The organism is Dyadobacter sp. CY261 (assembly GCF_021440085.1).
GTDB lineage: Bacteria > Bacteroidota > Bacteroidia > Cytophagales > Spirosomataceae > Dyadobacter.
The window spans coordinates 406,221-421,783 of record NZ_JAKCPW010000002.1 but is presented as its reverse complement, the minus strand read 5'-3'; the positions used below and the strand labels follow the sequence as shown (position 1 = coordinate 421,783).

The following is a 15,563-nucleotide window of genomic DNA, read 5'->3' as shown; positions in this document are numbered from 1 at the left end:
GGTTTCTGCAATCTAATCTATTTTTTCGATTTCGTAGAACTAATATTACTATTCCGAAAGTGCTGGCATAATAATTATCCGCCCCGTGAAAAACAAACTGAAAACCTATGCGCAGATACCTATTCTTCATGCTGCCGGCCCTGCTACTTGCTGGGGCGGGTTGTGACGACGACAATGAAACTGATCTGAGCCTGATCAGCGAGATCGACAAGCAGTTCATCCTGGCAGCAACCGGTGACGCCCTTTTTCAGGTCAATGCAGGACAAGTAGCCACCTCCGGCACTACCATAAAAGGGATTCAGGACTACGGAGAAGAAATGACTAAATCCCACACGCAGGCAGGACAAGAACTACAAAAACTGGCAGCGGACCGACATGTCCAGATTCCCACGACACTTTCGGATGACCGCCAGCAACAACTCGACAGCCTTTCGATGTATACCGATGAGAATCTCGACACATTATATCTCAACCAGATGGTGGTAGCACAGCAGCGGGTGATAAGAACACTGGAAATAGAAACCACTAATGGAAATGATATTGAATTAAAACAATGGGCATCCGACCGCCTGCCCATAGTGAGGCAGTTTGCAGAGCGGGCCAGGACAATGCGCGATTCGCTCGTCACACCAGACCCCCAAAAGAAGTAAGTACACATAAAGCTCATAGAAACCATGCGACGAACAGTTTTGAGCGGCAGGATTGATCGCAGATAGCGGTATGGGGACGGTATGCGTGATGACCATGGACGATGGACCATGGACTATAGACCATGGACCATGGTTTACATCGTCTATGGTCCATCGTCTATCGTCTCAATGCACAATCGGCGGTCGGCGGTCAGCTGCCAGCGGTCAGCTGCCGTCCCCCCCGTCAAAACCAAAATCCCAACTGCACCGCGATCCTCGGTTTCTCCTCATTCTTTTCTTTGGGGATAAAGGCTCCTGCGGCGATTGTGAGAGCGTTTACCGGAGATAGCCAGATCCCGCCGCCGTAATTGTAATGCCATTTATCCGACGATTCGCCCTCGAGCCATACGCGACCGTAATCGAAACCGCCGAAAATACCGAATGTAAGCGGTAGTATAGGATTGTAACTGCTGCCAAGTTTCAGGCGCAGGTCGGTGTCGTGCCAGAACGAGCTTTTTCCGTAGAAGCGTTCGGTGCGGTAGCCGCGCAATCCAAGTTTTCCACCGATTTGCGGCCTTTGGAAAAATTGGTACCCTTCACCAAAGTTCAAGCCTGTTCCTACCTGTGTTGCGAGGATGAGGTTCTCTTTCTGGTCGAGAGAAGCATAATAGGCGAATTGTGCGCGTAACCCGGTGAACTGATCGTCGCTTTTCAAATCGGAGGTCCAGTTTAAAGCAGCATTGAAACGGATTCCTGTGTGGGGAGAGAAGATATTGTCAATGCTGCTGAAATTGAAGGTAAACTTCGCTCCGCTATAATATTTTGTCCTGAAAATGTCATCCGGGAGGCCATTTTCGCTGCTGGTAATGAACCTGGCACCGGTTGCCTGAATGTCGTTCAGTTCGAATACAGGACCTAACGTTACAAAACCGTTGTGGCCGGCAAACCGCTTTTTAATCGCGGGATATACATAGAATGCGCTCTGGCGCACGCGGTAAAAATTGGGGTCGTCTACGGGGCGTTCGGTTTCATTCCCCAGCCCTGCGTAGTTAAATGCATACCTCGGACCGCGGTAATAGCTATCCAGGTAAAAATCGAATTTTCTAAATGCGTTGATGAAATCCCCGGTATAATTGACCTTGAATCCCTGTGTTTTGGCTGCAAAGCTTCCTCCTATGGTCTGTATTGAGGCATAAGGCTCTTTCTTAAAACCATACTTGGTGAGATTCACGGCACCACCCAGAAAGAAACCATCATCGGGATTGGCACCAAGTATCGGCAGGGGCAATGCGATATCATAGTTGCTGTCGCCGCTCCGGCGGTCGTATACATTGAATCGGTACAGGCTGGTACGCTTGTCTTTGGTATCCGGACCGGCAATGATCGTGTTGTTTTTCAGATCGTCGTAAACGAGCGTTTTCTTGCCACCACCGCTCACCCGTGCACTGTCGGCAAAAACGTCTTTTCCTAGCCCACCGATCAGCCGCAGCTTAATGCCTTTATGTACATCACCTTTTACGATAAACTCGTCTTCGTCACCGTTACCGTAAATGTTAATCGCATCGGTAATCGCATTTTCAAATACCCGCTGATAATTCTGGTGCTTGACTTTGCCACCCTTGCCCGTCTCATATACGGTCACGCGGGTATGTGCGTCGTCGACCCGCTCCACCACAAACCGCTCCTCCTCTTCGGTCCCGATTACGTTCACCGACTGGCTCACAAATTCATAATGCGCCCGGGCGATCTTCATCAGATCGGCACGACGGGCTTTAAGGCCCTCGATCATTTTCGGCGAAGCTATTTCGCGGGCTTTGGCCGGCCAATCGTTAAATGAAGCATTAATCGCTTCGTCGGTCAGGTTCTTCTGGATAAATTTTACCTGCTCTTCCCATTGCTCCCAGCTCAGTTCATTCAGGAAAGAGCGGTCAAAATGCCTGGCGCTCCATGTGGTCCACTTCATACTCTGGATTTCCGGACCATAGGTTTGCAACTGTCGCAGGAATGGAAGCGTGAGGCGTGCAATATTCGTGAGGAAGCCGTCATAGCGCGAAAACGCCTGATCGCGGTCGCGCGGAATAGGACGGTACAATACGGTGCCATCCTTTTGCTTGGTAGACGCCCATGCCCATTGGTCATCGTGGCGGTCCCAGTCACCGATAATAAAGTCGAGCAAACGGGTACGAATAGCCCAGGACTCATCGATCTTGTTCTTACTGCTTTCCAGCAATGCCTCAACCAGGTCGGGCGTGCTTACGATCTTGTCGGGGTTCCCGAAGTAATCGGCGTCCTTCCATCTTTTGCCATCTGCACGTTCCTCTACAAGGTTCATGGAACCGCCAAAGATGTTATTGAAACTACCCAATGCGGGCTGGGCCGGCACATAATAGAACTTCGGATTGGTGTGGTAAACATTGACGGCCCCCGCAAGCGCAGGCATGTTCAACGGCGCGAAGGGATTCGTTGACAGGAAGTTATCCTCGACAAGATATTTGGCCGCCACCATCTGATTGAATGGAAACGGCAGAAACCGGCTCACATCCTTCGTTAGTCCGCGCATCGCATACTCTCTTCCCTCCTTATCGCGCAGGCGCAACGAGTTAGTTTGGTTGCCCCCGCCCTGCTTGGTAGCCACCACGCCGCCTTTGTAGGTGGCGAGATCGAGCACGGGAAAACGATACTGTTCCAGGTACAGCGGGCGGTAATGTTCGCCCAGCATCGCCTTGTGAAATTTACCAATCGGCTTGACTTTAGTACTTGTCACAAATTTTGTGGTGGAATCGGCATGCTGATTGTATTCGGTAAACGCCACAACAGAATCGGGCAATTCTACCCGTTGCTTGCCTTTCACTTTGTGTTGAAATACCACTTTGGCATCCTTGCCGTCGGGTGTTACCTCCCAGAACTTCGCCCAGGTTTCGCCACCCTCATAAAAGCTCAATGTAGAGAAGCCAAGTTTGGAAGAAGAAAATAAAGAACCTCTCCCAAGGCTAACAGGGCTGTTTTTGGATCCGCTGCCACTTACAATAAACTCCTGGCCATCGTTTTCGATAAACTGCAATGCATGCTCATGCCCGCTCGCGAAAATGAATTTACCATTCTTTCTGGCGCCCGCGAGTACAGCGGTACGTAAATCCTTGTAATGCTTGTTGGCTACATCCTGTCGCGAACCGATGGTCGCACGGAAGAGCGCGCTCAGGCTGCCCAACACGGGAAGCGGGATATATAGATTAGGGCTTAACTCGGTAAGCGGGAAAATGTGCTGCTTAATTGTGAACCTGCCGCCATGTGGGCCATAAGTGTAAGGCGGATGATGCATCGCGATCACCACATTCTTGCTGCGGTATTTGCGGACGACATTTTCCCACACAAACCGGAACTGCTCACGGTTCCTGATCTCACAGCCGTCATTGATCTTCTCATCGCGGTCCCAGTCGGTCAGCCACCATTGCGAATCGGCGACAATGATAACAATGTTGTCGTTGAGCTCCACCACCTCCGGACCTGAGCAGCCGTTCAATGGAAGGAAATAATCTTCATAGTCATCTTTGTTAGTTTTTCCCCGGCGTTCGTTGAGGGATTTCTGAATATACTTTTCCTGCCTTTTTAACCCCTTTACTCCCCAGCCGCGCCAGTCGTGGTTACCCGGTGTAAAAATGGGTCGACCCTTAAAATTTTCCAGCGTTTCGAGTTGGGAATCGATGCGGAATTCCGCCAGTTTCCGTGCAGCCGAGTCCTCCGAGGGCGGCATGCCGGATTCGTAAATATTGTCGCCTAGGAACAGGGCAGAGCTGTTGGCCGGTTCCGTAGCCAGTTTCATTTTGAGGTATTCCAAAACGGGGGCACGGCTTTCGGGTGAATCGTTGCCGGCGTCGCCGATCAGGTACATGGTATGCGTCAATTCCAGCCCAGAATCGGGCGAAGCCGACTGCCATTGCGCACCTTGTTTCGAATAATGGGTTTTGTAGCTGGCGCAGGAAAAAGCGCCCGCCAACACAGACCCGAATGTGAGTAAACGGAGTAAATATCTGGTCATAGGATGTCATGGACGGGCCTTAATGGCCTGATTTTCTGAATTTGAGCACATTTCCGCTAAACAGGTCGTCGCCTTCATTGGAAATATAAAGATTCCCCGCCTTATCGAAAGCGACGCCTTCGGGCTGAATAAACATGTTGGCATTCAGGTGATGGACGTCTTTCACATTCCATTGCTGATCCACTACTACGATCATCTGATTGACAGCCGAGATGATGTACCATTCTCTTGTAGACGGATTTTTCGCGATGCCCGACGGCCGGAAGCCACGGGCCACTTTTCCATTTATAGCTTTAATCTGATTGACATTGATCGCAAAGCTGCCGGATTGTGTAATTACCGAGTCAGACCCCGTTTTTAGAATATAGCCCGATACGCTGTTTTTGGAATCGTCGCCTGCGCAGTTCTTGCAAATGATATAGAGCTCGCCGGTCGTTTCGTCTCCATACATTCCTTCATACTCACCTTTCGGCAACAGACCTTTCACTTCCGCAATACCTTGGGGCTCCCCGTAAAACACCTCCGACATGGGAAATGTAAAAATGGAACCATTACTTTTCAGGATATATGCACGGTCGCGCACGATAGCCAGGTCCTCATAATCTCCTTTTTTCGCAAATTTGGTATTAAGTTGCTTGGGAACATCCCAGGCCAGCCTGAATAGCTTCCCATCCTCATCCTGAATGGCATAAACCGTGTCGTTCTGTCCCTTATCGAAAGTGATCCCCGAAACCTCGAAAAGACTTTCAGGCAGATTGAACTTCTCCGGTTTGTTTAAGTCGTATTCGCGGAAAACTTCAGTTTCCTTTTGTGTGGAATTGCAGCCGGCCACTAGCAGGGATATTGCCAGAAGGGCCGGAGCCGATAGTATTGCTTTGTATAAATTTTTCATCAGAATGTCTTTCTAATATGCTCGACTGCTCCCGTGAGATATTGGTAAATGGCCTCTTGCGACCTTACACCGTCCGAATTGGCCGTAATGGCAACATTATGCAGCCGTTCGTCTATCCATACAGCCTGCACGGTGTCATTCCACTGCAGGCTAAGGATATCGATCAGTTGTTGTTTCAGATCTTCATGGTAAATCGGAAAACACACCTCGATACGCCGATAAATATTACGGTTCATCCAGTCGGCAGAGCCCATAAAAACTTCCGGCTGTCCATTATTATGGAAAATAAACACACGTCCGTGCTCAAGATAACGGTCCACGATCCGCTTGACACGGATATTTTCACTCTGTCCGGGAACACCGGGAACCAGCCTGCAAATGCTCCGAACGATCAGGTTCACTTTAATGCCTGCATTCGACGCTTCGTATAGTTTATTAATCAGGACTTCTTCTTCCAGGTTGTTCAACTTAATGGTAATACCTGTCGGCAAACCACTTTTCGCATGGTCAATCTCCCTGTCAATCAGCTCAATAAAGCGATTTTGTAAATTAAACTGCGCCACCAGCAAATGCTCGAAGCTCATGACATCGATCTTCTCGGGCTTTTTCTTTTTACTTAAGAAGCCAAACAGTTGCTCCGCCTCCTTCAACATAGCCGGATGCGCGGTGAGCAAAATGTGATCGGTATAAAACCGGGCGGTACCTTCGTTGAGGTTACCTGTTGCGAGCAAGCCCAGGTAAGCATGCGTTTCGTGCTTCCGTTTCGCCAGGGCCAGTTTGGCATGCACCTTCAACGCATTCACGCTGTGGATGATCTTCACCCCCGCAGTCTTCATTTTCTTGGCCCAACGAATGTTGTTAGCCTCATCGAAGCGTGCTTTCAACTCCACTAACACGGTAACCTTTTTACCATTTTTCGCCGCGGTGATCAATGCGTGCGCTATTTTAGAGTCGTATGCGACCCGGTACATGGTCGTGTAAATTTCCTGCACCGACCGGTCTATGGCAGCTTCGTTGAAAAACCTCAGGATGGTATCGTAAGTCTGGTAAGGCGCATGCACCATCAGGTCCCGACGCGTAAGCGCTGCAAACAATGTTTCCGGTTCTTCAAAACCTTCCAGATGCTGTGCTGTGGGCCATGCGGGATAGGAGATCGCCGGCGAAGCGACGGGCAGCGACGATAAGTCTTTCAGGTTATGATAACGCCCGCCTTCGACAAGCGACGCTTTTTTCAGGTCAAATACGTTCACGATGTATTGCAAATGCCGCAAAGGCAGACCTGGTTCGTAAAGCATTCTGGTAGCGAGACCGAAATCACGCTTGCTTAGTTGCTTTTCCACCTGTTCGGCCATATCCTCGCCGTCTTCGTCGAGCAAATCCAGCTCCGCATCGCGTGTAACCTTGATATTGAATGCTTTAATATCAATGGCGTCCGGAAAAAGGGCCCCAAGATTACAACGGATCAGATCTTCCAGAAAAATAATGTATTCACCGTCGGGCTGTTTAATCTTCACAAACCGGTCGAGCTGCGGTACCGGAATGTTGACAATCGCAATTTTTTCCCGGTCATTCGGCAGTTCCAGCACTACAACGATGTATATCTGATTGTTTTCGGGGAAAAAGGACGTTTTGTCGTTCAAGTAAACAGGTTGCAAAAAGCCTGCAATCTGGGTATAAAAATAGTGTTTCGCGAATGCCGCGATCGATTCCGAAATGTGTTCTTTATATAAAAAATGAAAGCCCAGCCGGCTCAATGCCGGAATGATCGATTTGCTCAGGATACGCCCAAACTCATCGAGCTGCCTGTTCACAAGCGCCTCCGCTTCCAGGAATGCATTGTTGGCTGCATCCTGCATGGCGTTCTTTTGCAGGTAGGGCATTCGCACCCGGTAAAACTCGTCGAGATTGGATGAATAGATTGACAAAAACCTGATCCGCTCCATCAACGGGACAGCTTCATTCGCTGCTTCCATCAATACCCTTTCATTGAAAGTAAGCCAGCTGATATCCCGGTTAAAATAACGGAACGATTCCATATGTGCCCAGATCAGTGTTCGAAGAAAATGGACGCGATGACAAATGCAATAACCGATACTACGATTCCATACATAAAGACATTATAGCCTATGCGCAACAAACGGTATTTGCGCCCGAGCACAACGCCTTGTGAATAAACATCTTTGGTAAGGCTCCCATACAGAAACTCCCGGTCGTTCATCATCGTCTGCATCCCTTTGGAGTATTCATCGAACGACATCCGATAGAAGTTACCGAAAAAGAGCAGGTTCACACTTTTGGCATCGATGTCGGCATCCGTGAATGTTCCCTGGGGAATGGTCGGTCGGGTCGAAAGAATTGAAAACACCATAGTAACCATACAAATCGTGAGCAACATCATGGTCGGTATGATGAGGTAGGTATTGTCTTCCAGCTTACGCACGAGCACGCTCAACAGCACCGAAATGATGATCGAAGTCGTCGTGATCATGATATGCGCCTTATTGTCGGCCATATCGCTGAGCCGCTGGTGGTTGTTGGAACTGATCCGGAACATCGTTTCTATGCCCTTGTCCGGCCGGTCGTCCTTTTTCTTTTTACCTTCGGCTATTTCGGGAATGAATGCGTTTTCCTCCTTATGATGATGCTTTGCGATGGGCAAAGCGGCAGTCAGCGCAGCAGGCACATGATCGGCGGTCATTTCTCCGGCAGAAGCGTTCACCGTGTGCGAGTTTTCTGCCGGTTCTTCCAGCGTGTCTTCGAGCAGCTTTTGCTTTAATTTTTCCAGGTTCTTTTTTTTCTGCTTATCCAGCAGATCGCGGCAGTAATCTGTTTGGAAAGTGTGGGATTCCAGCAGCTCGATAGTGCTTTTGCGCCATTCCGTTTTATCGATTTTCCTGCCGAGCCGCTGCTCCGCTTCCTTACGCACCAACTTGTTCCAATCGTTGAATTCGGGCATACCGAGATGAAAAAGGTCAGCGTCGCATACCACCTGTTGAAGGAAGTTGGTCGGATTTTGCGGCCATACCGTCGCCAATACGCAACCCGCCACTTCGGCAATCACATCTTCCTCCACACCTTCCGACCGCAGGAATTCCGTGGCCAGCTCCGCTCCGCGTTTTTCGTGCCCGGAAGCCTCTCCCGTACAATATCCCGTATCGTGGAACCATGCCGCCGTTACAACAATGAAAGTTTCTCTGTCCTCCAATCGGTAATGGTTAGCAATTTTGACAGCATTGCCTACCACCGACTCTGTATGAACGAGATTATGGTAGGTGAGCTGCGTCAGTGCCTTTGTACCGAAAAAATGGTGGACGTGATGCTTAACCTTATCGAGCCGATGGTTATAGTTCATAGAACGTTCATTTATGATTGATGCCCTTCGTTAATTCCAGTCCGAAAGCAGATTGACGCCGACACGCAGCGCTTTCAGCCCCGTAACTCCCTGTAAATCTTCAAGATCAAAGAATTCCAGATCATCCAATAAAGTATTTTTTTCCTGTAAATATCGGATATACCCCACATATTCTTCGGCCGACTTGTTATTGAAATATACCAGTGCGATTTTGCCCGGCTGGGTGAGCCGCTCGCCGGAACCTTTCACATGCACTTTGTCGATCCGCTTCTTAATCACCTGGTAACGGATATTATACGCTCCTTCCACATCAAACCGCCGCTCGTCGTCCCGGAAACTGATATCGATACTGCCCGAGTTGATGAATATCAGCTGAGTGGTGTCTAGCGGTTTTTCCAGCTGCGGAACCAGCGAATGTGTAATACGGGCTATGGCAGCCATCGTTGTCAGTTGCCACAGGCGAATGTTTTTAAGGTAAAGTTCGCTGAAACGCTTCTGCGGTTCAATGGACTGACCAATGTAAATGTCGTACTCAATACCATCCGTCCTGAATTTCTCGAAGTAACAGGGGTACGCTTCCTGAATTTCTATCCTGAAAAGATCAAGATAAAGGTTTACCGCCGAGTTGATCGCCTGCATTGATGCTTCCAGCTCGCGCCGGTTAGCAAATGCGGAACCGTGATCTTCATCTATCATGGCGAAATACTGATCGATGCGGTTACGTAAAACCAGCTCGCCCGGATTCATAGCACCAGAACCGAATTCCTGGAGACTTTCCTCTTTAAAATGCAGCAGGAACGGATGCGCCTCATTTTCCAGGAAATCCCGGATCTTCATCTCGTCGTTATCCATGGTTTCGTCGCTGATTTCCGCGATCCATTTCCGGCATTTGAAAATCATCTCGTCGGCGAGCCCGAAACTGAGTTTTTGTTTAAGAACAGTAAAGGTTTCTATCAATATGTTGAATTGGAGGCGAAGATCTTCCCTGAGTGCCGCATTTCTTTCAATCGTCGAATTGCGGATGTCGACTGCACCGTACAGCGGGAACACGTTGCGGAACTGTATGCCCTCGATCTCGGCGCTTTGTGGATTGAGTGCCTTGTCGCGGATGTAATGCCAGGCCGTTTCGCGGAAACGCCATTGTACAGCGGGCTGCAATGATGTAAACTTGTCGCGGATCACGTTGTCGATCTGGACATTAAATTCATCAATGTAATTGTTCATCATCTGCGCAATCCAGGGCAATGCGATATCGAGCTTGGCGAGCAGCCGCTCATCAATCGATTTCTGTTCTTTGGAATACACCTCCAACACACCTACTACATTGTTGTCATGGTAAACCGGCAATAAAGCATAGGCTTCTACACCATCATTCTGAAGAATACGTATAAAGTCTTGCTTATTAGGATCTTCCAAACCCAAATTACGGAGCAGCAATGTTTTAGGAGCCTCGAAATATTGGGTCGCCATGTCCAGATATGTCTGCTCGGCGGTATCATTTTCGGTTGCGGCCGACATTAATTTACTGAACAATATCGAGCTGCGGTCAAAAACGAGCTTGTTATTGACCCGCAAAACGGCCATTAACCCAAAATCGATACGTGGGTTTTCGACGAGCATTTTCAATGCACCTGCCACATAATTGAAATATGTTTTAGGATCAAAGGAAGCCCTGTCGAGAATAGTGTTCTTAATATTTTCCACTGCGTGCTCGGCAGTGACGTCATAGAGCGTTATCACCGAGAAACCTTCGAAATGAAAAAGGCTATGCGGCAGCAGGCTGGAAAATACATTGATATCGAAATTATCCTGCAAATCTGCACGTAGCGTATCCAGGTCCAGCTCGGGAAGGCTGCCTTTGGCATACACCTCACAAAAACGGTTGTCGATATGTACGCGGTAATATTTTTGCAAGCCCGACCCATCGTCTTTTAATGTGATGATCATGTCGGGCTGATGCAGCGGCGGAAAATGGTAGAGCTTTTCCAGAATGAAGGAATAAAGCATTTGCATTTTCTGCTTGTAATTGACGCCGCGGTCCTCGATGAGGTCGCACCGGATATTGCCGTCCTGCTGGAAAAGCAAACTGTAAAAACCCGACGTGCCGTAGAAAACCACGGGACTAACGGGAGCACTCAACGCCCAGAAAACTTCCTTTTCATTGGCGATAGGTGGCATGAGCATGCCATAGATCAAACTCAGTTCTTCCTTGTAGTTGGTGACTTCCGAGAGCGGAATATCCTGGCTAAAACCCGGATTGGCTTTCAACTTGTCAAGAACCAGCGAAAAAAATGTTTTTTTGACCGTTTCTTCCTGATCGATTTTGCTTTCCAGGAAGCTGATAAAACCCCGGAAAGAAATGGAAGAGTCAAGTTTCTGGAGACCGTATGGTGTGTTTTGAGTTACATCAATAGTGATCGGTTCCATTATTCGGTTTTTTGCACACTGAATGAATGCTCTAAGGCTTTCTGCTGCTAAAATTCAGTGTTTTTTATTAAACTGCCAACGATAAACGTTGAATTACGGTTCCATCAGACCGATTCGACTTTTTCCTGCGTCACCGAGGGCTTAATGATCATTCGCAGAGACTGATCTTTTGTGAAATAGGCCACCATCCAGTTGTAGAGGGTTTTGACCCGGTTACGGTGGTTAATAAGCGATATAAGGTGTATGAAAAGCCACGCCAGCCAGGCGATTACCCCTTTGAAATGCACTTTTGGAGATGGCAAATCTACCACCGCCTTGGCCCGGCCGATGATCGCCATGGAGCCTTTGTCATTGTATTTGAATGCGTGCAATGGCTGATGCTCCGCAATGAGCTCGAAGTTGCGCGCCAGGTTCTTACCCTGCTGGATTGCTACCTGTGCAACCTGCGGGTGGCCGTTTGGAAAATGCTCGTCGGATGTTTGCAGCGAGCAATCGCCGATGGCATAAATATTGTAGGTACTATTCACCTTGTTGTATGCGTCGACAATCATTCTGCGTCCACGTCCATAGGCTTCCGGCGGAACACCTTCGAATACCCTGCCCGTTACGCCTGCCGCCCAGATAAGCGTTTTGGCATCAATGCTGTCTCCCTCGGAGAAATAAACCTTATCGTCCACGAAATCCGTCACATGGCTGTTCAGGCGGATTCTGACCCCGAGTTTACGCAAAGCATCATAAGTATCCTGCTGGGAATCCTTGCTCATCGGCGAAAGCAATGCCTCGCTGCCGTCGACCAGATAGATTTCACTGCCTTTTCCCGCCAGCTCTGGATATTCCCTGCGGAGAATGCCATTGCGCATTTCGGCGAACATGCCTGAAATTTCAACGCCCGTGGGCCCGCCGCCGGCAATCACCACCGTCAGAAGTTTCTTGATCTCCGCCGGGTCGTTGCTGAGCGTAGCCTGTTCCATTTGTAACAACAGCTTGTTCCGCATACCAATGGCATCTTCCAATGTTTTCATCGGCGTCGAATTTCTCTTCACATTCTCCATGCCGAAGAAGTTCGTTTCTGCACCCGTCGCAAAAACGAGGAAATCGTACGAAAGCTCACCGTTATGCAGGATAATCTTATTTTCCCCCGGCACCACCCTTTGCAGTTCTCCTAACCTGAAATGAAGATTTCCCTTACCTGCAAAAAGCTTACGGAACGGGTAACTGATGCTGGATGGTTCCAGATAGGCCGTCGCCACCTGATAGATCAGCGGCGGAAAGAAATTGTAATTGTTCTTATCGACCAGCGTTACCTCGAACTTCTTGCTTTTTGCAAGGTCCATTGCCAGGTTTACCCCGGCAAATCCTCCTCCTATGATTACGATATTCATGGTGCTTTTTATTAGGGGGTTAACAAATATGTGATTCTTAGGGCGGTCCAGGAGGTTGTAACCAATAGTATGCCAAACGGGATGGCTGGTAGGCAGTTTGTCCTCAAAACTGCCTACCAAAGCCTGTCAAGCCATGCTGTCGGTCATCTTGCCGGATTTCTTCAAATACCGTACATAAGCGTAGCACATGCCAAGTCCCAGTACGATCACCGCGAAAGTGGTAATGCGGTTATCAGGTTCCGGCACGATTTCCGGGTATTTGAAAATAAGTATGGCTACAATACCTATCAGCCACACCAGCAAAGTGTTATATTCTTTTAAAAGCCAACGCTTATAGTTGAAACGCATACCTTTCAGGGTCTCCAAGATCCCGCTCGGACTAATCAGCCAGCGGCTAACCCTGCCACAATACGCATCGAACTGAGCGCCAAACTTGTTTCTTAAAAAATTCTCTTCGGCCAATACAATGGCCTGATATATAAACAAAAACAAAGGCATTACGATTCCGACATAGATCAGCGAATTGGCCACCACGCCTACCCCGAGCAGCATCAAAATATTGCCTACATACAACGGGTTACGGCAATGCCGGAAAATGCCTTCCGTCACCAGCGTTTCGGCATACACTTTTTTGTCGCGACCACCCCGGATAATGTAAGCAAGGCCGATGGTAATGCCCCGGATGATCTCTCCCGAAAAGGTGATTAGCAGACCCAGTATCACCGGGTACAGGTAATAGTTCGGTCCGAACTGTTGCGGCGAAAAAAGCTTCGGCGATGGCAAAAACAGCAGCAGGTACAGGATGATAAACAGGTTATTCCTGTACTTGAAAAAGAAGTTACCAATCGCGATCATGATTTTTTATGAGCTATCAACCCTGAAAAATTGTACCACTTGAAGAAAATTTCGCAGTCGGCGAAACCGACCTCTTTCAGCAGAAGCATGTTTTCAGACAACTTGTAAGGGATCAGCACATTTTCGAGCGCTTCCCGTTTCTGGGATATTTCAAGCTCACTGTAATGGTTGCGCCGCTTATAGTTGTAATAGTATTTGATAAAATCACGATTGAAGATGCTGCTTTCCGCCAGCACTTTCTCTACCAGCAGCAACACGCCGCCGGGGTTCAATCCGTCATAGATATTTTTCAGAAGCCTTTCGCGGTACAATGGCCTCACGAATTGCAGCGTAAGGCAAAGGATCACTACGGAACCGTTGGAAATCGGAAGCTGCTGGTGCAAATCACCGGGAACGAGGTCGTACGGCCTTACGAAACCCTCCTCTTTCAACTTTAAATCACATTTGGCGAGCATTTCGGGTGACTCGTCGATTCCGATAAACCGGATATCCGACGGAATGAGCTGGTCCAGACCTATCATTGTGGTTCCGGTTGAACACCCCAGGTCGTACACGAATCCTCCTTCCTTCACATGGTCGGCAGCGATCTCGGCGAGCATACGCTGCATTTCGTTGTAATATGGTACAGACCTGCTGACCATGTCGTCAAAGACACTGACCACATTTGTCCCAAACTTGAAGTCCGAAACTTTTGTGATTTCATCTCTGAAGACCTGGTCCAAATTCTCACTTCCAAGGTTCTTCATAAGTTAAGGTTACAGTTAGATTGAGTTAGATTTTTGGGGCCGATTTGCGTTTGAATCGAAAACTCTGTCCCAAATATCTGAACTTACACCGTAACCTTTACTTGCATCTGAATAATGATGTTGCATGTGATGCCGTTTTAATTTCTTCCAGAACGCGGACTTGAAATTGGCATGATGCAACGCGTAATGGCTCATATCATAAAAAAGATACCCCGCCATAAAACCCGAATAAAAGGCCGCTGCATAATATTCACTCAAAAAAACGGTGAACAAAAAGTAGAAGCCCGTCGCCAGCGGGATGCTCACCGATGGTGGCATTACCAGCCTTTTGGCGTCATTCGGGTAGTCATGATGCACCCCGTGGAAGACAAAATGGATACGCTCCATAAACCTTCCGTGGGGTGTAAAATGAAACACAAACCGGTGCATAAAGTATTCGGTGAATGTCCAGAAGAACAGCCCCCCGAATAATACTCCTACAAAAGTATACCAGGCCATTTCACCAGGCCCGAGTGCCTTCCACGAGAAGTACAGTATTACCGGTATAAAAATGAAGAGTGGCACGCTGTAATGCACCTTCGAGAACGCCTCAAGAAAGTTGCTTTTAAACATCCTTGAGGAATCCGTGGAATTGGAGACATAATTTTTAGGCATGTCAGGATGGTTTAATGCGCTGAATAATAGTTTTCCCGGTGGCAATTTCGGTGCCTTTCAGCTCGATATAGAGCACATTGGGCGACCAGAACGTCCCACCGTCGATCCGGATAAATACCCTGCTGAGTATGCATTCCTTCTTATCGATGCTTGTATAGACATGGTATTCATTGCGCTTGTCCCTTTTCAGGTAAAGCGGCAATTTTGAATACGCTACTGACCGCAGTTCATAGACAGCATTGCCGATCGCTTTCGAATTGATACCGTAGGCAAATTTACGCTGCAAATAGTTGAGGTCTTTCCTCATCCCGCCTTCCGGATACCTGATCCAGAACGTATTGACGGGATTTTTTTCACTGATTCTTCCTTGTTTATCGACATTAAGCTGATAACAGATTGTATTCGTATTCGGATCACGCTGAATGTAAAAAAGTAACCCGGGGACGTCGTTGGGGACTGGAAAATCGTCCGGTTCCGCGGCTGCCGTGCCGGTCTTTTTATCGGATAACCCTGCTGCATACGAAACAAGCGTCAGGCCGAACGCCATCAGGATGCTGAGTATGAATTTCATGACTTTTCTGAACTACTGG

General features: G+C 48.4%; 11 protein-coding genes. 1 reads left to right on the top strand and 10 read right to left on the bottom strand.

Annotated elements, in window-relative coordinates:
* Positions 1-107 precede the first annotated feature (107 nt).
* On the top strand, positions 108-650 hold the full coding sequence (locus tag LZD49_RS09005; RefSeq protein ID WP_234667011.1) for a DUF4142 domain-containing protein: 543 nt from the start codon (positions 108-110) through the stop codon (positions 648-650).
* 223 nt (positions 651-873) lie between these two features.
* On the opposite strand, the gene LZD49_RS09000 is transcribed toward LZD49_RS09005, so the two are convergent.
* The 10 genes from LZD49_RS09000 to LZD49_RS08955 all read right to left on the bottom strand — a co-directional run bounded on the left by LZD49_RS09000 (position 874) and on the right by LZD49_RS08955 (position 15,544).
* Positions 874-4,665, bottom strand: a complete 3,792-nt coding sequence (locus tag LZD49_RS09000; RefSeq protein WP_234667010.1) for a metallophosphoesterase — start codon at positions 4,663-4,665, stop codon at positions 874-876.
* A 19-nt stretch (positions 4,666-4,684) separates the two neighbouring features.
* Entirely contained in the window at positions 4,685-5,557 is an 873-nt protein-coding gene (locus tag LZD49_RS08995; RefSeq protein WP_234667009.1) for an SdiA-regulated domain-containing protein, read from the bottom strand.
* Positions 5,557-7,593, bottom strand: coding sequence for a polyphosphate kinase 1 (ppk1, locus tag LZD49_RS08990; protein WP_234667008.1), 2,037 nt, complete (start codon positions 7,591-7,593; stop codon positions 5,557-5,559). Before ppk1 ends, LZD49_RS08995 begins: the two co-directional genes overlap by 1 nt.
* 11 nt (positions 7,594-7,604) lie before the next feature.
* Positions 7,605-8,909 carry a Pycsar system effector family protein gene (locus tag LZD49_RS08985; RefSeq protein ID WP_234667007.1) on the bottom strand — a complete coding sequence of 435 codons (1,305 nt, stop codon included), beginning with the start codon at positions 8,907-8,909 and terminating at the stop codon, positions 7,605-7,607.
* 30 nt (positions 8,910-8,939) lie between these two features.
* Positions 8,940-11,336 (bottom strand): GAF domain-containing protein, encoded by a 2,397-nt coding sequence (locus tag LZD49_RS08980; RefSeq protein WP_234667006.1) that lies wholly within the window; start codon positions 11,334-11,336, stop codon positions 8,940-8,942.
* A gap of 104 nt (positions 11,337-11,440) precedes the next feature.
* Positions 11,441-12,718: an NAD(P)/FAD-dependent oxidoreductase gene (locus LZD49_RS08975; RefSeq protein ID WP_234667005.1), complete on the bottom strand. Its 1,278-nt coding sequence runs from the start codon at positions 12,716-12,718 to the stop codon at positions 11,441-11,443.
* Between the two features lie 126 nt (positions 12,719-12,844).
* Positions 12,845-13,573 (bottom strand): isoprenylcysteine carboxylmethyltransferase family protein, encoded by a 729-nt coding sequence (locus tag LZD49_RS08970; protein ID WP_234667004.1) that lies wholly within the window; start codon positions 13,571-13,573, stop codon positions 12,845-12,847.
* The gene (cmoA, locus tag LZD49_RS08965; RefSeq protein ID WP_234667003.1) at positions 13,570-14,319 is read right to left on the bottom strand and encodes a carboxy-S-adenosyl-L-methionine synthase CmoA; all 750 of its coding nucleotides are present in this window, start codon (positions 14,317-14,319) and stop codon (positions 13,570-13,572) included. The genes LZD49_RS08970 and cmoA overlap by 4 nt, the downstream gene beginning before the upstream one ends.
* A 15-nt stretch (positions 14,320-14,334) precedes the next feature.
* Positions 14,335-14,973 (bottom strand): sterol desaturase family protein, encoded by a 639-nt coding sequence (locus tag LZD49_RS08960; protein ID WP_234667002.1) that lies wholly within the window; start codon positions 14,971-14,973, stop codon positions 14,335-14,337.
* A gap of 1 nt (position 14,974) precedes the next feature.
* The gene (locus tag LZD49_RS08955) at positions 14,975-15,544 is read right to left on the bottom strand and encodes a DUF4833 domain-containing protein (RefSeq protein ID WP_234667001.1); all 570 of its coding nucleotides are present in this window, start codon (positions 15,542-15,544) and stop codon (positions 14,975-14,977) included.
* Between the last annotated feature and the right edge of the window lie 19 nt (positions 15,545-15,563).